Genomic DNA, 22,597 nt, shown 5'->3' on the forward strand with positions numbered 1-22,597 from the left:
GAATAAAACTAATTTACTTGTCTGTTATCAGTTGCAATTACAATATTATCTGAATTCCGAATTTATTTCGAAACCTCATTGTGCTGTAAACAGTTATTTATAATAAGGGGCTGAAACAAGTTCAGGTTGACTTTTACAGTTTATTATAAATTACACATAATCATTACCGTTCGGTTAAAAATAAGATTTTAATACAACTATTGATAATAACAAGGATAGTCCATTATTGAACTAGTTAAAAAGGGAGAGATATCTTTATTAGTGAAATCATATAAACATTACGAAAATATTACACTAAAAAAGAGATTTAAATCTACGGTTTTTTATCGAGCTAACCAAACTGGTTCTCGCTGGTTTTTCTGTTGAATAAATAAGCTTTGATGGAGCCTTAGTATTGTTAGAAAACACGGATAAGAATATAAACTTCTAGGCTACATTATTTAATCTTCGAAAATACGTGGAAAAGTGTTAATGTGAGTTTGTATTCAGAGATAGATTCGTTTTTCTGAAATTAAAGGATGATTTGTATTCTTTTCATGTGGTGGTTATTTTCTAATTATGCCTATATAAAAAAGTAATTCCCATTTAAATGGAAGTTGCTGAAAATTAAACAATGCTTTTTAAATTTAAGGTTAGTGAGAAGGTTGTAAGTTCATTTACTTTTGAATTCACCTCAATATTACCATGATATTTATTGATAATTTCTTTTACGATATATAATCCTAATCCAGAGCCTTGAGTTCCAGCTGACGATTTTCCTCTTTTTAGTTGTTTGAATATATTTTCAAAATCTTTTTCAGGAATTCCTTTGCCATTATCCTTCACGATAATTGAGAGAATATTTTTTTTCTTTGGAAGAATGGTAATATCTATTTTAGGAGGAATGTCATTTTTAACATAGGTTAACGCATTTTCAATTAAATTTTGCAATATTCTGGAGAAATCAGTTTTATCCATCGTTACTTCAAAATCCTGAATTTCATGATTTATAATAGCATTTGTTTTTTCGATTAAATGACTTAAGTTAAACAATACATTATTGAAAGAATCTTTTATATTGAAAGTTGTATAAGATTTTCGCTTATGAGTTCTATTGATTTCTGTTAATCCATTAATTAAGTCTAATAGATTGTTTGAGTTTTCCGTGATGTAGTTTAAGTACTTTTCAACGTCTTCATTTTCTTCTTTATTTTCTATTAGATCATTTGCAATCATTTGTAAGGTAACAACAGGGCTTCTTAAATCATGAATTAAATTGGCAGTTAAAGACTTTAAATTTTTGTATTGATCGGTTGTTTCCTTAAATGTGGTTAGGTTGTTCTTTATTTTGAATAATAACACGTGTAAATCAAAAGGTTTGTTCACAAAATCTACAACACCCAGTTTCCAAAGCTTCATATTGTCATAACTCTCCTCCAGAGCACTCATAGCGATAATAGGAATGCTTTTATAGTCAGGATTACTCTTTATAATTTCTATAAATTCAATTCCATTCATAACAGGCATCATAATATCGGTAACGATAATATCAGGTTTATGCTTCTCTAATGTTTTTAGAGCTTCTTCTCCATTGAAGGCCGATATGGTTTTAAAATGATTAATCAATTCTTCTTGAACCATTTTGTTTAAATCAGGATTATCCTCAATTAATAAAACTGTAGGAGCGTTTTGAGTCTGGTCGTTTTTAAAATGTATTCCAGTACCTTTTTTTTGAATTAGACTATTGGTTGAATTACTGATGTGTGTTATTATATGACTTTTATATTCGCTATTTTCCGAAGTTGTAAATATAGAGTCATTAGGAAAGCTAACGTCAAACTGACTTCCTTTGTTTAATTCGCTTTTAACCTCAATAGTACCTTTTAGTAATTCAACCAATTGTTTGGTGAGGGCTAAACCTAGACCACCTGTTGAATCTTTATTTTCATTTAAAGGAGCTCTGTAATAGCGTTCAAATAAATGAGAGATTTCCTTTGCATCTATACCAATACCATTGTCTCTTACGATTAACTTCCAAATATTATTTTTAAACTCTAGAAACACCTCAATTAGACCTCCATTCTGAGTGAATTTAATGGCATTAAACACTAGGTTAATCACTATTTTTCTATACACACTTTCATCTAAGGAAACCATGACGACCTTAGAGGGAGTATTTAATTTTAGTTCTATGTTTTTAGATTCGGCAAATGATTGTACTTGTTCTAATAACTGTTTTGTCAACTTGATAATATCTAGTTGTTTTTTGTTTAGAGTAATCTTCTTTTCGGTTAATTTAGAAATGTCTAATATCTGATTTGTGAGATCAATAAGATGATTAGTGTTTCTTAATAGAAGATTTGAATCTGGTACATTTTTCGTTTTTTCGATAGATGTTTTTAGTATGGTTAAAGGAGTTCTGAATTCATGAGATAGGTTGGCAAACAATTGATCTTGTTTAGCTCTGTAATCTTGTTCTTGTTTTGCTAGTAGTTTGTTTTTTCGATTGTTGTTTTTAAAATAAAACAAACCGAATAATAGCGCCACAGTTAAGGAAAAAGCCGCTATCATTAAATAATTTCTTGATTTGAGTTGCTGATTTTTTAATTCATTCTTTTTTTGTTCAATTTCAAGATCTTTCAATGATTTCATTTCTAGTAACATGCCGTCAATAATAGCTTGATCATTAGCTTTATGAAATTGGTCTTTTAAAATAGGAATGCTATCACTGTATTTAAGGGCTTTCTCATAGTTTCCTCTGTTTTTAAAAATATCCGTTGCGTTATTAAAAACTCTTATTTTTTCTTCTATGTCAGTTGTTATAAAGGCCTTGTTTATATAAACCTCAGTTGAATCGAATCTATTTAACTTTTCATAAGTATTAGCAAGTCCAATATAATATGGTGTTGCACTATGTTTTTTGTAAGAATTATTCCTTAATTCAAGTGCCTTTGTGTAATATTCGAGCGCTTTTTTGTAATCTTTATTATCATATTCTATTTTTCCTAAAGAATTAAAAATGGAGAGTAAGCAAACCTTATTTGGAGAGTTTTTATTTAAATCAATGGCTTCTAATAAGTATTGTTTTGCTTTTTGTTTATCAGAGTTTATGAGTAGTTTACCTATTCCGACAATACTTTCTAAGTAGTAAACATGTGAGCTACCAGAATTTCCTATTAATCGAATGCTTTCTTGATAATGATAGAGAGCTTCTTGAGCAAAAATGGAGTTGTTTTTACGAAGTTTTGAATAACAGTTAGCTAATTTAATGTGTGAAATGATTTTGCCAAATTTATCATTCGACTTATTCATCAGGGACAGGGCTATTTTGTATGTATGTATCGTTTTTTCATACTCTTTTTGATCTTCATAAACTGTTCCGATGTCAAGTTTGGTGTAGGCTTTGTCTAGAATAATGTTAGAAGCTTTATTAATCTCCTCTATTTTACCGTAGAGGGTTAAGGATTTAGTGTAATTTTTGTTAATTCTGTGTATGTCGGCGAGACTTGTAAGAATGCTTCTAGTTCGATCAGTATCTTGGGTTTTTTCCGCTACAATCAATGCTTTTCTGAAATAATCTATGGCATTCTTATTTTCACCTTTTAATTTATAAATGTAGCCTGTATAATTTAAGATTTTAACTTTTAAATAATAAGCATCCTCAAAATCATCTATAAGTTGAAGAGCTTCCTGCTCATATATCAAAGCTTTTTGATAAAGATTTTTTCTAGATTTTATAATTCCAATATCACTTTTACTTTTTGCTGAAATCCAACTAAATTTGTATTGAGCGGCTAGTTTTTCCGTAGTTAAAATAATATTTTCACCTTCTTCATAATTACCTATATATAGATTACACACTCCTAATTGATACTTAGAGTTTAAATACTGATACACATTGTTTGTAACCTTTAGAAGTTTTATGTTTTTTATGCATAACTCTTTACATAATTTGTACTTTCCTTGAGTTAAAAGAATTAATTCTTTATTTCTTAATGCATGCAGCTTTAGGTCTTTATATCTACTATTAGTATCTTTAATTTTTTTATAAACTTCATTGGTAAGTATTTCAGCTTTTTCAATATCCTTTTTTATTATAAATTGGGCATGATAAAGTGTTGCTGAGTATTTTAAAAGATTATTATTAATCGAATCCGCTAGTGTTTTACTTGTTTCTATCGTTTTTATTGCCTGATCTATATTATATTGTCGGTAAAAGCACACAGCTATTTGCGTTAAACATTTTATTTTACCTTGTATATTATTACTAGATTCACTTAATGCGATAGCATTATTAGCAATATTTAATGCTTTTATTATTTTACCAAGTCTTATATAGGCTTTACTTAGAATTAAATTAGCATTAACCGTTTCATTATTGTTCGGTATAGAAGAGCTTATGTTTTTACTTTTTTCAGCAATGATAATAGCGCTGTCAATATCAAAACCTAAATATTCATTAGCTAAATGATTTAGCTTTTTTACTTTTTGGTTTTTATTTTCTTCTTGTTTATATGAGTTCCATAGTTTTTTTAAGTCATTACTGTTTTGAGAGTATAAACTAGTACTCACAAAAAAAATGATCCATAAAACTAATTTATTTATAGGCATGATTTAGGGTTGGTTGTTCACTTAATAAAGGAGGGAGGAGGCTTTTGATACTCAAATGTAAAGAAATAAATTAACTGTTTGTTAGTTTTCTTTTGTTAAGTTTACTATCAGTTAATGTGTTACATAGATTCCTCAGAATGAATTTTTACTTCTTTTAATTTTTCTTTAAGAAGAACATTGCCAAGAAACTTTGATTCAATATTTATCTTTAGGTCATTTAGAGTTTTTCAGAAATTAAAAGAGTGGTATTATAGGTGTTACGTTCTATTTGAATTCTGGCTGAGGTATTAATAATATTACTATGATATGCAAGTTCTTTTTTTACCGAACCAACTTCAGTTACCATAAGTTTTCCTCCATGTAACCCCGCTTTGAATTCAGAAAAAGTATTGTACTTCTTTTGATGATAATCTTTTCGTTGTTGTCTCTGAGTTTCAAAAGCAAAGAATATACCTATGCAATTATTGTTAACTAGCCCTTTTTCATATAACCAACTTAAAACAGCTTCATCACCTACGTACTGATATATTTCAGCACTTGAATTCAACAGTATCTTTAGAAAGTTACTACCTACAATATTAATAAAAAAACCTTGACTAAAAAGTCAAGGTTTTGTCGGGGTGGCAGGATTCGAACCTGCGACCTCCTCGTCCCAAACGAGGCGCGATGACCGGGCTACGCTACACCCCGAAAGTGTATTAGTAATAGTGAAACTTAACTCAAAAATGATTGAGTAGTAATCACCCCGATTATTTGGGATTGCAAATATATAAAAAAAAACAAATCACGAGCACAAAATGTAATATTTTTATTTATTATCGACCAATAATCAAAATGTATAAACCTTAGAGGAAAAAAAGTAAAAATAAACTACATTTGTAGTCACTAAATATATTACAAAGAAATGGCAGAAAAAATTAAATGTTTAATAATAGGTTCTGGGCCAGCAGGATATACAGCAGCAATTTATGCGGCAAGAGCAGATATGAAACCAGTAATGTATACTGGTTTACAAATGGGTGGGCAATTAACAACAACGACTGAAGTTGATAACTTTCCTGGATATCCAAATGGTACAGATGGGACAGCTATGATGGAAGATTTAAAGAACCAAGCAGAACGTTTTGGAAGCGATGTTCGTTTTGGTTTAGTAACTAATGTTGATCTTTCTAATAAAGAAGGAGGAGTTCATAAAGTTACAGTCGATGAATCTACTGAAATAGAAGCCGAAACTATAATTATTTCAACAGGAGCCACTGCCAAATATTTAGGGTTAGAAAGTGAGCAACGTTTAATAGGAGGAGGAGTTTCTGCTTGTGCTACTTGTGATGGATTTTTCTATAAAGGGCAGGATGTTATTGTAGTTGGAGCAGGAGATACAGCCGCTGAAGAAGCGACGTATTTAGCTAATATTTGTAATAAGGTTACTGTATTGGTTAGAAAAGATTATATGAAAGCTTCTAAGGCAATGCAGCACAGAGTAAATAAAACAGAAAATATAGAAGTGTTATTTAATACAGAAATAGATGAAGTTTTAGGAGATAATGTTGTTGAAGGTGTAAGAGCTGTTAATAATCAGACAGGTGATAAAATTGATATTCCTGTAACTGGCGTGTTTATAGCAATTGGTCATACCCCAAACACACAATTATTTAAAGGTACTTTAGATATGGATGAGACTGGGTATTTAATCACCAAAGGAAAGTCTACAAAAACAAATTTACCAGGTGTATTTGCTGCTGGTGATGTTCAGGATAATGAATATCGTCAGGCAGTTACGGCAGCGGGAACAGGATGTATGGCAGCTTTAGATGCTGAACGTTATCTTGGTGCTCTAGAGTAGAGTAAAATAAATTTATTGATATAAAAAAAGGAGGCTGTAAAAACCTCCTTTTTTGTTACAGTAACAATTGTTATCGTAACGATTTCCCCCAAAATAATCGTAATTCAATATTAATAATAACTCAATTCTTCTATTAAAGGTGTTGATCCCATGTCTTTTTTCATGTCATCAACAAACAAATCTATTTGATCCTTAGTAACATTCGGCATACAAATAATGTGCGTTACATCATCTTCAGTAGCCAATTGCCATTTGTTTTTTAAGTGATCTGTTACTTTGGGAAAAACAACAGTTATTGAACCAGGGTTACTCCAAGCTTCAATTCCCGTTTTTTGTAATTCTTTTTTACAATATTTAGTTATTTCTAAACTGTGTTTATATCTGGCTTGTAATCCTTCAACTCCAAGTTTCTGAATGGCATACCACAAAAATAAAGGGCTATGTCCATTTCTAGAGCCAGTAATAGTAGTGTCTAATGAACCTATGTAAGAAATTCCTTTTGACACTCTATCTCTTAACGAACGTTTTGTTATAATGACACCCGCAGGAATAGGAGAGCCAATAAATTTATGTCCACTAATAGAAATACTATCCGCCCCATCAACAAAATCGAAAGGAGTTTGAGGCTCTGCAAAGGCTCCAAATGCTCCAGAAAGAGCACCGTCGCAATGTACATAGTGATCTTGTATTGCCAGTTTTTTTAGTATTTTCTTTATCTCAGAAACATCATCTTTAGCTTCTTTCATAGTTGTACCATGAGTGGCCAGAATAATCGCAGGTTTGTGTCTATTAAATTTTAATGTTTCTTCTAAATCAACATAGTCAATTTCACCATTTTCTTGTGATCTTATAACAATACTCGGGATATTTAACAAATGAATGTTTTTCTTAACGCTATAGTGAGTCGATTCTGAATAATATACCATCGCTTTTGGATACATCTCTCTAGCAATATAAAGTCCATATAGGTTACTTTCGGAACCTCCATTGGTAACATATCCCCAATAATCTTTTGGATTTGCTCTGAAGAGCTTCGCAAAAAAATCAACAACTTCACGCTCAATTTCATGAGTATGTACTTTGTAAGTACTGTTTTCAAATGGATCACCTAAATTATTTATCGGGTACTTTAAGAAGTCATACAGTGGTGAATAGTCAAAATCTTTAGAAACAGGATATCCCAAAAAAGAATCTCGTGCATCTCTAATTTTACTGACTAAATCATCTAAACGACTTGCTATGGAGGGATTTGTATTCATTCTTTATTAAAACGATTAATATTTGATGCGAAATTACATTTTTATAGAATTAAAAACTTTTTAATTGTTATATTTAGAGAATTAATCTTTATGAGTTACGTGGTGTAAATAATATATCTTTTTATGACACTGTAATAACTTGTTTTTAGAAATATATTCTAATAATGGATAGAATTGATAAGGAAATATTAAATGAATTGCAGAGAAATGCGAAACAGAATACGAAACAAATAGCTTCTAAAATAGGGTTGTCCGTGACTCCAACTTATGAAAGAATAAAAAGATTAGAAAAAAATGGAGTAATAAAGAAGTATGTAGCATTAGTTGACCGACAAGTAATCGGTAAACACATTATTGCTTACTGTCAGATAACATTATTTAAACATCAAAAAAGTTTAATAGATAAATTTAAGCATGAAATGACTGAGTTACTTGAAGTAATGGAGTGTCATCATGTTTCTGGAAATTTTGATTTTTTACTAAAAATATCGGTGAATGATATGAATAATTTTCAGAAGTTTATAAATGAGAAACTATCTGTTGTCGAAGGAATTTCTACAATTCATAGTTCCTTTGTTATGGATTCTCATAAGGATTCAACAAGTTATATATTGTAATCATAGGGTAAGTTAGAATCCATAAGTTGATCGAGCGCTTTTAACTTGTGCATCTTCTGTGGTATCTGGATATAGAATATATTTAGGAGCAATAATTTTATGATGTTCTTTAATAGTAATTGATGTTAAAGAGTTAAAAGGAAATTTACCTTCTGTAATTTTCAATAGTTCTAGCTCCCTATCTTCAAATAATTCATTTTTTTTGTTAATTATTGAAGCATGCCCTTTTACTTTATAACCCTTTTGTACGAGTATATCAATAAAACTGATACAAACTAAGGAGTTTGTAAGAATATTTTTCACGGTTTGAGGAGATGCAATGTTCGCTATTATTATTTCATCTTTAAAGTAGGTAAACACTTCTTTTGGGGAAACATTAGGCATTCCCTCGGAAGAAACTGTAGCAAGCCAGCAAAGTACGCTCTTATCCATTGATTCTTTGATTTCTTCTGGAATTTTCATGATTATTATTTTTTTTGATTTTTAGAAAGTTCATCCAACCTTTTTTTCTCTTGATCATTTAATTTATCGATTCCTTTTTTATTGATTTTTTCTAAAAGTGCGTCAAACTCTTTGTGATCCATTACTTTTTTTTCACTGTATTGATCATCTATAGTCTGTTTTCTAATCTCTTTATAAAAGGAAGAACCGGGAAATAATGCTCCTGGCTTTATGAAAATTAGCAGTAAGAAAACAAAAGTAGGAATTAATGTCAACGCAATAGGAACAAAATTTTCTACGATGGCATTTGGGTATAAGGCAATTGCGGTTATCATTCCTAATATTGCTCCTCCTAAATGAGCTTCATGGCCAATGTTATCGTTATTCGACTTGATTCCGTATAATGTGTAACCCACATATAATAAACCGAATAACCAACTAGGAATGCCAATAGGAAGAAAAAACAAACTAATTCGTATATCTGGAAATAAAGCAATAGCGGCGAAAATTATTCCACTTACCGCGCCAGAAGCTCCGATAGCACTATAATTAGGATGGTTTTTATGAATAATAAGAGCAAATAAATTTCCAGCTAAAAGACTGATGAAATAAATTAAAGAAAAGTATAAGGCTCCTAAACTTCTTTCAAGAATAGCTGCAAATGAAAAAAAGCTAAACATATTAAAGAGAAGGTGAGTCCAGTTTGCATGTAAAAAACCAGAGGATAGCATTCTGATATATTCCTTGTTAACTATTATTTTGCCTACTTGGAATTTATATCGTTGAAAAATATTCCAATTTTCAAAACCGCTGTAAGAAAATAAACAATTAGCAATTATAATAAGTAAACCTACGGTACCTGGCTGAGACATAGAAATGTATTTTAAAGGCAATATAAAAAATAAAAAGACCGTTAAAGTTTATTTTAACGATCTTTTAAACAAACAACTAAATTCTAAAACCTATAATAGTTAAAGAAGATGGTTAGCTCACGAGTGAACTAATATTTTTAAAAGCAGTATTTATTTTCTGCTTTAAGTTTATCAGCAATAACATTACGTAACTCAATTACGTTAGGGTAATTTGCATACTTTGTAAAACGCTTTAATCCCATTAACATCATTCGTTGTTCATCACCTTCGGCAAAAGAAATAATACCTTCTTTAGCATTTTTGTTAATGATTTCTACGGCATTGTATAAATATAATTTAGCCATAGCAATTTGTTCTTTTTGAGAATCTTCACCAAAACGATTAACGTTTTTCTCTGTTCTTAAAATTCCTGATTCTGCCATATATATTTCAATTAAAATATTAGACGCAGCATTCAACAATTGTTGATGTTGTTCCAATTCGGGACCAAATTTTTGAATTGCAGCTCCGGCAACCATTAAGAATACTTTTTTAAGTTTTCTAATGATTTCTTTTTCTTCTGAGAAAAGTTCCGAATAATCAGGAGTATCGAATGAAGGAATTCCCATTAGTTCATCGGCTACCTTCATAGCAGGGTTTAGTAAGTCAACATGACCTTTCATTGCCTTCTTAACCAACATTCCTACTGAAAGCATACGGTTAATTTCGTTAGTACCTTCATAAATTCTCGCAATCCTGGCATCTCTCCATGCAGCTTCCATCGGAGTTTCTTCCGAGAATCCCATTCCTCCAAAAATTTGAATACCTTCATCAGCACAGTTTTGTACATCTTCTGATACAGCAACCTTCAAGATAGAACATTCAATAGCGTATTCTTCAACACCTTTTAATTCAGCTTCTTGATGTGTGTTCCCTTCAGATTCACGAATAGAGATTCTGTCTTCAATATTTTTAGCAGCTCTATAAGATGCCGATTCTCCCACATAAGCATTAGCAGCCATTTCTGCTAACTTTGATTTAATTGCTCCAAATTCGGCGATAGGAGTTTTAAATTGTTTACGTTCATTAGCATACTTAACCGCTTCAGTAGTAATTCTTCGTTGAGAATCTAAACAGGCTGCTGCTAATTTAATACGTCCAACATTTAAAGCATTCATGGCTATTTTAAATCCACCACCACGAACAGAAAGCATGTTTTCAACAGGTACTAAAGTATCGTTGAAAAATACTTGACGTGTAGAAGAAGCTCTAATACCCAATTTATGCTCTTCTTCGCCAAGAGTTACACCATTTGGATTGTCTTTGTCAAACTCAAGAATAAATCCTGTAATATTTTTATCATCTTCAATACGTGCAAATACAATAAAGATTTCGGCAAATCCTGCGTTTGAAATCCACATTTTTTGACCGTTAATTTTATAATGTTTACCGTCTTCAGTTAATTCGGCAGTAGTTTTTCCCGAATTAGCATCAGAACCAGCACCTGGCTCAGTTAAACAGTAAGCACCAAATCTTTCACCAGAAGCTAAAGCGGGAACATATTTTTGCTTTTGCTCGTCGGTACCGTATAAAGTGATTGGCATTGTTCCAATCCCTGTATGGGCTCCAAAAGCTGTGCTAAAGGAACCAGTACCACTTGAAATATAATCACATGTTAGCATGGTAGAAACAAAGCCCATTCCCAAACCGCCATAAGCCTCAGGTACAGCAACACCTAAAAAACCTAATTCACCTGCTTTACGCATCGTTTCTTCTGTTAAAGCATAATCTTTCGCCTCAAAACGATTTTTGTGAGGAATAATCTCACGGTCATTAAATTCTTTAACCGCTTCCTTCATCATTGTTTGCTCCTCAGAAAAATCTTCTGGGGTAAACACATCTTCACATTTTGTTTCTTTCACTAGGAACTGTCCTCCTCGTAAAATATCTGTTTTCACTTCTGACATAATTATTTAGACTTTTTGTTAGAGGTAATATTGAGGCTTAGCATTCCGGGACAAATATTGTATAATAAGTGGTATAAAAACGAACTTTTAAATTTGCCATTCAATAACTAAGAACTAATCTCCATCTAATATGTTTTAATATATTTTTTTCACTGTTGTATTGAAATTCAATACTCATTTACCATTACTATTTTAAGAATTCAAAAATTCCCGCAGCACCTTGCCCTGTACCGACACACATAGTTACCATTCCATATTTACCGCTCATTTCGCGCTTACGCATTTCATCGAATAGTTGAACAGAGAGTTTACCTCCAGTACATCCTAATGGGTGACCTAAGGCAATAGCTCCTCCATTTACATTGATAATTTCTGGATTTAAATCTAATTCTCTTACTACTGCTAATGATTGAGAAGCAAATGCTTCGTTCAATTCAATTAAATCAATATCACTTTGTTTAAGTCCAGCTTGCTTTAATGCTTTAGGAATAGCAGCAACAGGACCGATCCCCATAATTCTAGGAGGAACACCAGCAGCGGCATAACTAACCATACGAGCTTCTGGTTCAATGTTTAATTCTTTAACCATATCCTCACTCATAACCATTACAAAAGCAGCTCCATCACTAGTTTGAGATGAGTTACCTGCGGTTACTGAACCATTTGCAGCGAAAACTGGGCGAAGTCTAGCTAAAGCTTCTACACTTGTGCCTCTACGAGGCCCTTCGTCTTTAGTAACAGTATAGTCACGTGTAGCGCGTTTTCCTTTACTATCAATATAAGTTTCTTCAATATTAATTGGAACAATTTGATCTTGAAAACGATTCTCATCTAGTGCTTTAAGAGCCTTTGTATGTGATTCGTATGCGAATTTATCTTGGTCATCACGAGAAATATTAAATTGTTGGGCAACAGCTTCTGCTGTATTTCCCATTCCCCAATAGTAGTCCTCATGACCTTCATTTACAATATCATAGTTTAACTCTGGTTTAAACCCTGTCATAGGAACCGAACTCATACTTTCAGTACCACCAGCGATAATACATTCGGCCATTCCTGATTGTATTTTCGCAACTGCCATACCGATAGTTTCTAATCCTGAAGAACAAAAACGGTTAACTGTTACCCCAGGTACATCAACAGAATCTAATCCTATTAATGAGATAATTCTAGCCATATTCAGACCTTGAGAACCTTCAGGCATTGCATTTCCTACAATAACATCGTCGATTCTTTTAACATCAAATTCAGGTAATTTACCCATCATAAATTTGATAGTTTCGGCCGCCAATTCATCAGCTCTTTTAAATCTGAACACACCTTTTTTAGATTTACCTACGGCGGTTCTGTATCCTTTTACTATATATGCTGTTTTCATAAATTTAGTTTTTAGTGCTTAGTTTTAAGTTTTAATACTCATAACTAAAAAATAACAATTAAGCACTCGCAACTATTAGTTGCGAAGTGGTTTACCAGTTTTTAACATATGCTGAATGCGCTCTAATGTTTTGCGCTCAGTAGTCAAACTTAAAACAGCTTCGCGTTCAATGTCTAATAAATATTGCTCAGTAACTTTTGTTGGTTCTGACAAATCTCCTCCGGCCATAACATAGGCTAGTTTATTCGCTATTTTTTGGTCGTGTTCGGATATAAATCTTGAAGCCTTCATCGCATCCGTACCAACCATAAATGTACCTAAGGCTTGTTTACCAAGTACTAATACATCTTTTCTTTTTGTAGGTTGCGTATAACCAGCTTCAGCCATTAAAACAGCATGTTTTTTAGCTTCGGCTATCTGACGATCTTTATTCACTACAACAACATCTTTCCCTTTTTCTAAGAATCCTAAATCATAGGCTTCATAAGCTGAGGTAGAAACTTTTGCCATAGCTACTGTAAGAAAATATTCCTGTAATACATTTAACTGAACATCTCCTTTATGAAATAAATCTGAAGCTCTTAGTGCCATTTCTTTCGAACCTGCACCTCCAGGGATAATTCCAACACCAAATTCAACAAGTCCCATATAGGTTTCTGATGCAGCCACAATTTTGTCAACATGCATTGATAGCTCACAAGCCCCTCCGAAAGAATATCCGTGTGGAGCAGAAATCGTTGGAATTGATGAGTAACGCAAGCGCATTACAGTATCTTGGAAGTACTTAATGGCCATATTTAATTCATCATATTCTTGCTCTACGGCCATCATGAATATCATTCCAATATTTGCACCAACCGAGAAGTTAGCCCCTTGGTTACCTATAACAAGTCCTTGGAAATCTTTTTCTGCTAAATCAACAGCTTTATTCAAACCAGCTAAAACATCACCTCCAATGGTGTTCATTTTAGATTGGAATTCACAGTTTAAAATCCCATCTCCTAAATCTTCAATAACAACACCAGAGTTTTTAAATACTTCTTTAGTTTTTCTAATGTTATCAAGAATAATAAATGAATCTTGTCCTGGTTTTTTAACTTGTGCTTTTTGTGTTACATCATAATAGTAAGTGGCACCTTCTTTTACTGTATAGAAAGAAGTTTCTCCCTTACTTGCCATTTCCGATATCCAAGCAGCAGGCTCGTTTCCTTCTGCTTTCATTAACTCAATACCTTTTTCTAAACCGACAGCGTCCCAAATTTCAAAGGGCCCGTTTTCCCAGCCAAAACCAGCTTTCATAGCATCATCAATACGATACAATTCATCTGAAATTTCAGGAATTCTATTTTGAACATAAGCAAACATTGCTGCAAAATTCTTACGATAGAATTCTCCTGCTTTGTCTTTTCCTCCAACTAAAACTTTAAAGCGATCAATAGGCTTGTCAATCGTTTTGGTTAACTCTAAAGTGGCAAATTTTGCTCTCTTCTTTGTACGATATTCCATCGTATCAAGGTCAAGAGATAAAATTTCTTTTTTACCTTCGGCATTTACCGACTTTTTATAAAAACCTTGTTTTGTTTTACTACCAAGCCATTTATTTTCCATCATTGTGGTAATGAAGCTAGGAAGTTTAAACAATTCATGTGCCTCATCATCTGGGCAGTTGTCATAAATACCGTTAGCAACATGTACTAATGTATCTAATCCTACTACATCTACAGTGCGGAAAGTAGCCGATTTTGGACGACCAATAACTGGCCCAGTCAGTTTATCAACTTCTTCAATAGTTAACCCTAATTCCTTTACTTGATGGAATAACGATTGAATCCCGAAGATTCCTATTCTGTTACCAATAAAGGCAGGGGTGTCTTTTGCTAATACTGAAGTTTTACCTAAAAACTTAGATCCGTAATCCATTAAGAAATCAATGATTTCAGGTTTACAGTCTGGTCCAGGTACAACTTCAAATAATTTTAAATATCTAGGAGGATTAAAAAAGTGAGTAACTGCAAAATGCTCGCGGAAGTCTTCACTTCTTCCATCATTCATGAATTTAATCGGAATTCCTGATGTATTCGAAGAAATAATGGTACCAGGAGTACGATATTTTTCAATTTTTTCGAAAACACTTTGTTTAATGTCTAATCGCTCAACAACAACCTCCATAATCCAATCGACATCTTTGATCTTATGCAGATCATCTTCTAAGTTTCCTGTTGTGATTCGACTCGCAAACTTTTTACTATAAATAGGAGATGGTTTCGATTTTAACGAAGCGGTTAAAGCATCATTCACTAAACGATTTCGAACTACTTTGTCTTCTAAAGTTAATCCTTTTGCTTTTTCTTTGTCGTTAAGTTCTCTTGGAACAATATCAAGTAATAAAACTTCAACGCCAATATTAGCAAAATGACATGCAATTCCAGATCCCATGATTCCAGAACCGATAATTGCAACTTTCTTAATTCTTCTTGTCATTTGGTTTATAGTTTTTATACAGCTTTATTGTTAATGTTATTGTAAATTAACTTGTCTGTAATAAGTTTATTTATAGTTTCCGTTACTTTAAAAAAACTGTCAAGTTCTTTTTCTGTAATGTATTCTCTTATTTTGTTGTTAAACTGATATACGTGTCCTTTCGAAACTTTACGCATTTCTTTACCGAAATCTGTAAGTTTAATAATAACACTTCTTCCATCATTAGGATTTTTTGTTCTACATATTAATCCTTTATCTTCCATTGTTTTTAATAATCGAGAAAGACTAGTGGGTTCCATACCCATTAAAGGACCTAATGAAGTTGATGGGGTTCCTTCTGTAAAATCAATATTTAACAAAGCAAATGCAGTAGCCATGGTGCTATTGTGTTTAGCAGCTTGCTCATTATACATCTTGGCGACAGCTTGCCAAGTGGCTCTTAATTGATGGTCTATCGATTTATTTTTATCCATATAAGGTCAAATATATAAAAAATATATTATGCACGCATAGCAAATGTGAAAAAATTATGCGTGCATAGCTTTTTTTATCGTATCTGTTAATTATGTGTCTTGTTTTTAAAATGTTTATTTTTAGTGTTTTAAATGTAATTATGAAGGGTTTAGTATTTGTTTTTTTCTGTTGTTTACAGACAGTTTTCTCATTTTCACAAGAATTTCCGATTGATTTTTCCGATGATGCCGATGTATTTATAGGTTTTGAAGGGAGTGGCTTCAGTAAAAGATTAGATCCAGGAAATAGTTCAAATACGGTTGGACAATTTTTTAATGATGGTTCAAGCCTAACGCAGGGTTTTTTTATTGATTTCGCGGAAGAAGTTAATTTAAATGAAGAAAATACTCTAACACTTTCTTTTTATTCCTTCGATCCTAATGCACATACTATTAAATTGAAGTTAGAAAATGGAGGAACCGACCCCGATATTGAAATTGACGTAACTACCCAGGCAATATCTGGATGGCAACATGATATTAGCTTCGATTTTGTGGAAACCACTGGAACATATAGTAGATTTACTATTTTTATTGATTTTGGAACTACACAAACAGGAACTTATTTATTAGATGATATTCATAATGGATCTGAAACACAAAACCCTAATCCAGATGACCCTGACGTCGTTTATGATGTTTTAGTTTGGTCTGATGAGTTTGATAGCGGAAATACTCAAGAAGTTATAGATAACAGTAAATGGTTTCATCAAACACAATTGCCAGCAGGAGGAAATTGGTTTAATGGTGAGCAACAACATTATACGAATAGAATAGAAAATTCTTATATTCAAGATGGGTTTTTACATGTTAGTGCGAAGAAAGAGGTTTTTACGGATCAAGGGGAAACTAAAAATTATACTTCCGCCAGATTGAATTCTAAATTTGCTTTTACTTATGGTAGAGTAGATGTTAGAGCTAAACTACCGGAAGGAGCAGGAACTTGGCCAGCTATTTGGACTCTTGGGAAAAATATAAACGAGTCAGGGGCGTATTGGCAGACACAAGGCTATGGAACAACGTCATGGCCAGCTTGTGGAGAAATCGATATTATGGAGCACGGTTTAGGTGCTGTAAATCATACTTCAAGTGCTATTCACACGCCTTCCAGTTTTGGAAATACTGTAAATGTGGCCTCTCAAGAAATAACAGATGTAGCTCATAATTTTCATGTGTATTCTGTGAATTGGTCTCCGTTTAAAATTATCTTCTTGGTTGACAATACAGCCTTTTATACTTATGAACCAGCTCAACAAAATTCAAATACTTGGCCGTTTGATTTAGATCAATATTTATTACTGAATGTGGCAATGGGAGGAGTCGCAGGAGCGATAGATCCGAATTTTTCTGAAAGCGATATGATCATTGATTATGTGAGAGTTTATCAATCAGAAGATATTTTATCTATAGAAGAATTTGAAGAAACATCTATCAATATATTTCCTAATCCTACAGAAGATTTCATTAATATTAGCAGTGATGATTTGATTGACGAGATAATATTGTTTAATGTGTTAGGAAAAAAGGTGTTAATCAGGAAAGTTAATAATTTTAGCTACCGTTTACCTATTCATGATTTTTTCAAAGGAATCTATTTTTTAGAAACATGGTCCAATAAGAAAAAAAATAGGAACAAAATTATTATTAATTAAGGATGTTATTTGGAATTCAAGGGTTTTGAAATAAAATAACTTTTGGTTGGTGTCAGAAACAAAGTTTTAAGAATAAAGATCTTCTTTGTAACAATTAATAAGTCTTCAATACTAATTGAATAGAAATATGTAAGTTTGTTCGTACTTACGGATATAGAAAACAAAAATCAACTATTAAAATCAATGGATAATTTATTAGAAATTAATAATGTGGTAAAACGCTATGGAGATTATACTGCATTAAATAATGTTTCCATGCATATTCCAAAAGGAAGTGTTTTTGGGTTATTGGGACCCAATGGGGCAGGAAAGACTTCTTTAATTAGGATAATCAATCAAATAACAATGGCAGATAGTGGTTCTGTAATTTTAGATGGTGAAGCGCTAGCTCCTCATCATGTGGAGCATATTGGTTATCTACCAGAAGAAAGAGGGTTGTATAAAAGTATGAAAGTTGGAGAGCAAGCTCTGTACTTGGCTCAGCTAAAAGGATTGTCGAAATCGGAAGCCAAAAAAAGACTTAAGTACTGGTTTGATAAGTTTGACATTGGTGCTTGGTGGGGTAAGAAAATAGAAGAGTTATCGAAAGGAATGGCTCAAAAGGTGCAATTTATTGTGACGATAATGCACAATCCGAAGCTACTAATATTTGATGAACCATTTTCAGGTTTTGATCCTATTAATGCCCAATTAATTGCTCAAGAGATATTGCAACTAAGAGATCAAGGAGCTACCATAATTTTTTCTACACATAGAATGGAAAGTGTGGAAGAAATGTGCGACTACATTGCTTTAATAGATAAATCAAATAAAGTACTTGATGGTAAATTGGTCGATATAAAAAAGCAATTTCGAACAAATACATTTCAAGTAGGTATCAATACGACGGGTTCAGTTGAGCTGAAAGGTCTTTTGAAAGAAAAATTTACTGTTTCGCCTGCTGATTTTGCTACTGTAAATGAAGGGTTAAAATTAAACGTAAAACTTCAGGAAGGAGATTCTCCGAACGACTTATTATCGTTTCTGATGAATAGGGGCGAGGTACACCATTTTGTTGAATTAATTCCGAGTGCCAACGATATATTTATTGAGGCCGTAAACAAAAACAGCTAGTCAAATGAAAAAATTAAGATTAATAATTGAACGCGAGTTTATAGCCAAAGTAAGAAATAAATCCTTTATTATTATGACTTTTTTGAGTCCTATAATAATGATAGGAATGGGGTTTTTAGTCTTCTTTTTAATGAAGAAGAATGATGAGAAAGTAAAGAACATCGTTTTTGTAGATGAATCGGGGCTTTTTAAAGAAGATGTTTTTTTAGATACGAAAACAGTGAAATACCAAGATTTTACAAAACTAGGTATCGAGGATTCAAAGGAGAAAGTTAACAATGGTGATTTTTACGGGGTATTATATATTCCGAAATTAGATAGTTTGGAAGTGCTTGCTAACTCTGTTGAGTTTTTCTCGAAGGATACGCCAAGTATGACGGTTATTTCTTCACTTGAAGGAAAAATCGAAAGGAAAATTAGAAATGAAAAATTAACAAAATTTGGAATTGATCTTGAAAAAATAAAAGCGTCGAGAATTTCTTCAGATATAAAGATGTTTGACTTTTCTGGAGAGAAATCTTCTAAGCTCAAAAATGGATTGAAAATTGGAGTAGGAGCCATTGCTGGGTACCTTTTAATGATGTTTGTGATGATTTACGGTACTTCTGTAATGAGAAGTGTTATTGAAGAAAAAACAAGTAGAATTATTGAGGTAATTGTTTCTTCTGTAAAACCTTTTCAACTAATGATGGGGAAAATTATAGGAAACGCCTCGGCAGGGTTATTACAATTTATTATTTGGGGAATTCTATTTCTAATATTAAGTACAGTTCTTTCAGCTGTGTTTGGTATGGATTTAATGGAAATGCAATCGGCTAAAGTGCCGCCTGAACAAATGGAGGCTATGGCTAAAGCAACTGAAGGTAAAGGTGAAATGATTCTTCAAGAGTTTTTTAGATTGCCGTTATTACAATTATTCTTATTGTTCATCTTTTATTTCTTAGGTGGTTATGCTTTATATAGCTCATTGTTTGCAGCAGTTGGTGCAGCAGTTGATAATGAAACCGATACACAACAATTTATGATGCCAATTATGTTACCATTAATTTTGGCGGTATACGTTGGTTTTGCAACAGTAATTGAAAATCCTCATGGGCCTATAGCGACTATATTCTCTTATATTCCATTAACCTCACCAATTGTTATGCTAATGCGTGTTCCTTTTGGTGTAGCATGGTGGGAAATAGCATTATCAATGTTATTATTAATAGGAACATTCTTGTTAATAGTTTGGGTAGCTGCCAAAATTTACCGAGTGGGTATATTGTCCTATGGAAAAAAGCCTTCGTATAAAGATTTATGGAAGTGGATTAGATATAGCGGATAATTGATAAATTTGAAATCTATTTATAGATCAATAAAATATTTTCAAAAAGAAATCAATAAAGCAGTTCTATTTTTTAAAGAACTGCTTTATTTTTGATGTCTAATCAATTTTGTCATGGAAGAACTGAATAAACTACTTGACTATACTTTTAAATTTAGTAAAGATATTAGTATTAGTATAAGAGCAGTGCTCACGCTAATAATAGTATTAATCATAGCTTCTTTATTATTTAATTTTCTAAAGAAAATAGTAATTAAGAGGTTAAGAAATGATGATAAAAACAAGTTTGATACTGTTTTTTCTTTTACCAGCTGGTTAATGTATATCATTATCTTTTTGGTTACTCTCAGTTCTTCAGGTGTTAATGTAACCGCAATTTTTGCGGCCTCTGCAGCGCTTTTAATTGGTGTTGGTTTGGCTTTACAAACATTCTTTCAAGATATTATATCTGGAATTTTTATTATCATAGATCAAAGCGTGCATGTTGGGGATATTATAGAGTTAGATGGAAAAGTAGGAAGAGTAGAGGAAATTAAGTTAAGGACAACTAGAGCTGTAACTATTGATAATAGAGTTTTGATAATTCCTAATCATAAATATTTAACGAAAAGTTTATTTAATTGGACGCAGAATGGAACGCTTACCAAAGAAAATATAAAGGTTGGAGTTGCTTATGGAAGTGATGTAGATTTAGTTAAAAAATTATTATTACAAGCGGCAAGCGAGCATCCTAAAGTTTTTAAAATACCTGCTCCAATAGTAATTTTTGAAGATTTTGGAGATAGTGCTTTACAATTTACCTTAATATTCGCCTTAAATGATAGCTTTCAAGCAGTAATACCGAAGAGTGATATACGTTTTAGGATAAACGAACTGTTTAAGGAACATGAAATTTCAATACCTTTTCCTCAAAGAGACATTCACATTATTAAAGAATAAAAAAAGCAAAAGGAGCTAATGTTAACTCCTTTTAAGTAATTATTCCCATGTAGCAACGACTTCTCCATATTTAAAATGAATAGGAGTATCATTGTCAAACTTCATTAGTTGTAGTTTGTGATTCTTTTCAAACAGTACTATAACATCAGATCCTCCAAAAGCAAATTTCCCGAATTCTTGTCCTTTACAAACATTTTTTCCAAGCAAGTGGTATATGTGTATCGGTGAAATTCGAGTCATTCCCAAAGGAACAATAGCAATTTTTCCAATTTCTTTTGTTTCTATAATAACAATACCTTTTGTTTGCGCAAACTCATAGTTGTTTTCATTTCTATCAAGAGCATCGAATTCGCCATTATTATTTATCATAACATTTAAATAAGCTTTACCAATAACTGATTTAGATTCTAATATTTTACCAGAAACAGGGGTGTGAAACCGATGGTAATCAAAAGGACTTAAAAAATAATGTGCAAAAGTTCCTCCATTAAAGTCATTGGAATAAGGGCTTTTGTCTAAAAGTTTTTGAATCAAAGAAGTGTTGTGTTTCGATTTTAAAGTTATCTCAGGAATATTCCCATTTTCATCTATTTGATAGTCTTTCATGTAAGTGCAATCTGCAGGAGAAGAGATAATACTGTTTTTATTGGGGGCTGATACGGAACGAAGTGGAGAAATACCTGTTTCTGGATTGGCGCCATTTAATTGACGAAAGAAGAAATCGTTAAAACAGCTCCAGCTTACTTCATATTCCGAAGAATCGTTTAGGTTGTATGAATCATTGAGCTTAAGAGTTTCTATAGTTTTTGGTGTAAAGGAAGAAGGTGTATTTAAAAATTCACCCCAAAGAGAATCGAAATTATCTATCCAATTAGAGAAATCAAACTTTGTTTTTGCGTTTTTGTAATTTCGAAGGATGAAGGTTTTATTTTTTACAGTTACTTCTTGATTGATAAGCCAATTAAACTGGAGCAAAAGATCTTGGATTTTTTGATTACAACCGTTTTTAGTGTTGTTGCTTTGCCATACATCAGGGTATTCTTTGTCGTTAACTTCGGTAGGTATAAGTTCTGAATACGCAGTTAAATATGCAATATATTGTTCAATACTTTCAGGCCAAGCGTTCCCATTGAATTCTTGATTAATAGCCTTATATAGTAAAGGTTTTAATTGTTTTTTTGCTAGAGTTTTAGCTTTTTTCAATGAACTGACTAATGCTTCTGAAAAGACTTTGTCAATAACGAGTTGTTTAGAAAGTTCAATTAAAGGTTTGCTATGTTTTTTAACATAGGCAGATCCATTTAAAGGTTTAAAAACTTCTAAGGTCGATTTCCAAATAGCCATAGCAGGAGGAGCCGAAGTATCACAAATAAATCTATAATTAATTCCTGCAAATGCTTGTTTGGCAACTAAAAGAGGTTTGTAATACATGCCATGTATGCTATCATTTGCTTCGTTAAAAACAACAAAATCGTCTGTTGTTAATGGCTTGTAAGGAGACCACTCTCCTAACAGAGTGCTTCTTTTCTTCGTAGTTTTAGTTTCCATTGTTATGGGGCTAAGATTGGTTAAAATATTCTTTTCAAAATCTGATAGTGTAGTAGTTAGGTTAGATTTTTTAATTGAA

The 22,597-nt window shown here is 32.2% G+C and carries 16 protein-coding genes and 1 tRNA gene; 6 read left to right on the top strand and 11 right to left on the bottom strand.

Features of this window, described 5'->3' with window-relative positions:
* Positions 1 to 606 precede the first annotated feature (606 nt).
* From BLW23_RS07605 to BLW23_RS07615, 3 genes are all read right to left on the bottom strand, one after another.
* Entirely contained in the window at positions 607 to 4,590 is a 3,984-nt protein-coding gene (locus tag BLW23_RS07605) for an ATP-binding protein (protein ID WP_093668652.1), read from the bottom strand.
* Between the two features lie 217 nt (positions 4,591 to 4,807).
* Positions 4,808 to 5,137, bottom strand: coding sequence for a nucleotidyl cyclase domain-containing protein (locus BLW23_RS07610; RefSeq protein WP_093668653.1), 330 nt, complete (start codon positions 5,135 to 5,137; stop codon positions 4,808 to 4,810).
* A 68-nt stretch (positions 5,138 to 5,205) separates the two neighbouring features.
* Positions 5,206 to 5,280 (bottom strand) — tRNA-Pro (locus BLW23_RS07615).
* A 214-nt stretch (positions 5,281 to 5,494) separates the two neighbouring features.
* Between BLW23_RS07615 and trxB the strand changes: the two genes are divergently transcribed.
* On the top strand, positions 5,495 to 6,433 hold the full coding sequence (gene trxB, locus BLW23_RS07620; RefSeq protein WP_093668654.1) for a thioredoxin-disulfide reductase: 939 nt from the start codon (positions 5,495 to 5,497) through the stop codon (positions 6,431 to 6,433).
* Between the two features lie 110 nt (positions 6,434 to 6,543).
* Here the strand turns inward: trxB and BLW23_RS07625 are convergent, their stop codons facing one another.
* Complete coding sequence (locus tag BLW23_RS07625) at positions 6,544 to 7,692, bottom strand: histidine decarboxylase (protein ID WP_093668655.1); 1,149 nt, start codon at positions 7,690 to 7,692, stop codon at positions 6,544 to 6,546.
* 164 nt (positions 7,693 to 7,856) lie between these two features.
* Here BLW23_RS07625 and BLW23_RS07630 point away from each other — a divergent pair, with 164 nt between their 5' ends.
* Complete coding sequence (locus tag BLW23_RS07630) at positions 7,857 to 8,309, top strand: Lrp/AsnC family transcriptional regulator (RefSeq protein WP_093668656.1); 453 nt, start codon at positions 7,857 to 7,859, stop codon at positions 8,307 to 8,309.
* Positions 8,310 to 8,321: 12 nt separating this feature from the next.
* Here the strand turns inward: BLW23_RS07630 and BLW23_RS07635 are convergent, their stop codons facing one another.
* The 6 genes from BLW23_RS07635 to BLW23_RS07660 all read right to left on the bottom strand — a co-directional run bounded on the left by BLW23_RS07635 (position 8,322) and on the right by BLW23_RS07660 (position 15,900).
* Positions 8,322 to 8,771 (bottom strand): pyridoxamine 5'-phosphate oxidase family protein, encoded by a 450-nt coding sequence (locus tag BLW23_RS07635; RefSeq protein ID WP_093668657.1) that lies wholly within the window; start codon positions 8,769 to 8,771, stop codon positions 8,322 to 8,324.
* Between the two features lie 5 nt (positions 8,772 to 8,776).
* Positions 8,777 to 9,622, bottom strand: coding sequence for a rhomboid family intramembrane serine protease (locus BLW23_RS07640; protein ID WP_093668658.1), 846 nt, complete (start codon positions 9,620 to 9,622; stop codon positions 8,777 to 8,779).
* A 137-nt stretch (positions 9,623 to 9,759) separates the two neighbouring features.
* On the bottom strand, positions 9,760 to 11,568 hold the full coding sequence (locus tag BLW23_RS07645; protein ID WP_093668659.1) for an acyl-CoA dehydrogenase family protein: 1,809 nt from the start codon (positions 11,566 to 11,568) through the stop codon (positions 9,760 to 9,762).
* A 187-nt stretch (positions 11,569 to 11,755) separates the two neighbouring features.
* Complete coding sequence (locus BLW23_RS07650; protein ID WP_093668660.1) at positions 11,756 to 12,946, bottom strand: acetyl-CoA C-acyltransferase; 1,191 nt, start codon at positions 12,944 to 12,946, stop codon at positions 11,756 to 11,758.
* Positions 12,947 to 13,021: 75 nt separating this feature from the next.
* Positions 13,022 to 15,427 carry a 3-hydroxyacyl-CoA dehydrogenase/enoyl-CoA hydratase family protein gene (locus tag BLW23_RS07655; protein WP_093668661.1) on the bottom strand — a complete coding sequence of 802 codons (2,406 nt, stop codon included), beginning with the start codon at positions 15,425 to 15,427 and terminating at the stop codon, positions 13,022 to 13,024.
* 14 nt (positions 15,428 to 15,441) lie between these two features.
* Positions 15,442 to 15,900, bottom strand: coding sequence for a MarR family winged helix-turn-helix transcriptional regulator (locus BLW23_RS07660; RefSeq protein WP_093668662.1), 459 nt, complete (start codon positions 15,898 to 15,900; stop codon positions 15,442 to 15,444).
* A gap of 140 nt (positions 15,901 to 16,040) precedes the next feature.
* Here BLW23_RS07660 and BLW23_RS07665 point away from each other — a divergent pair, with 140 nt between their 5' ends.
* The 4 genes from BLW23_RS07665 to BLW23_RS07680 all read left to right on the top strand — a co-directional run bounded on the left by BLW23_RS07665 (position 16,041) and on the right by BLW23_RS07680 (position 20,970).
* Positions 16,041 to 17,591 (top strand): family 16 glycosylhydrolase, encoded by a 1,551-nt coding sequence (locus BLW23_RS07665; RefSeq protein ID WP_255362765.1) that lies wholly within the window; start codon positions 16,041 to 16,043, stop codon positions 17,589 to 17,591.
* Positions 17,592 to 17,774: 183 nt separating this feature from the next.
* Positions 17,775 to 18,704: an ABC transporter ATP-binding protein gene (locus BLW23_RS07670; protein ID WP_093668664.1), complete on the top strand. Its 930-nt coding sequence runs from the start codon at positions 17,775 to 17,777 to the stop codon at positions 18,702 to 18,704.
* Between the two features lie 4 nt (positions 18,705 to 18,708).
* On the top strand, positions 18,709 to 20,031 hold the full coding sequence (locus tag BLW23_RS07675) for an ABC transporter permease (RefSeq protein WP_093668665.1): 1,323 nt from the start codon (positions 18,709 to 18,711) through the stop codon (positions 20,029 to 20,031).
* Positions 20,032 to 20,145: 114 nt separating this feature from the next.
* Positions 20,146 to 20,970: a mechanosensitive ion channel family protein gene (locus BLW23_RS07680; RefSeq protein ID WP_093668666.1), complete on the top strand. Its 825-nt coding sequence runs from the start codon at positions 20,146 to 20,148 to the stop codon at positions 20,968 to 20,970.
* Positions 20,971 to 21,009: 39 nt separating this feature from the next.
* On the opposite strand, the gene BLW23_RS07685 is transcribed toward BLW23_RS07680, so the two are convergent.
* Positions 21,010 to 22,518 (bottom strand): phosphatidylserine decarboxylase, encoded by a 1,509-nt coding sequence (locus BLW23_RS07685; RefSeq protein ID WP_176829776.1) that lies wholly within the window; start codon positions 22,516 to 22,518, stop codon positions 21,010 to 21,012.
* Positions 22,519 to 22,597 lie beyond the last annotated feature (79 nt).

The organism is Tenacibaculum sp. MAR_2009_124 (assembly GCF_900105455.1).
GTDB lineage: Bacteria > Bacteroidota > Bacteroidia > Flavobacteriales > Flavobacteriaceae > Polaribacter.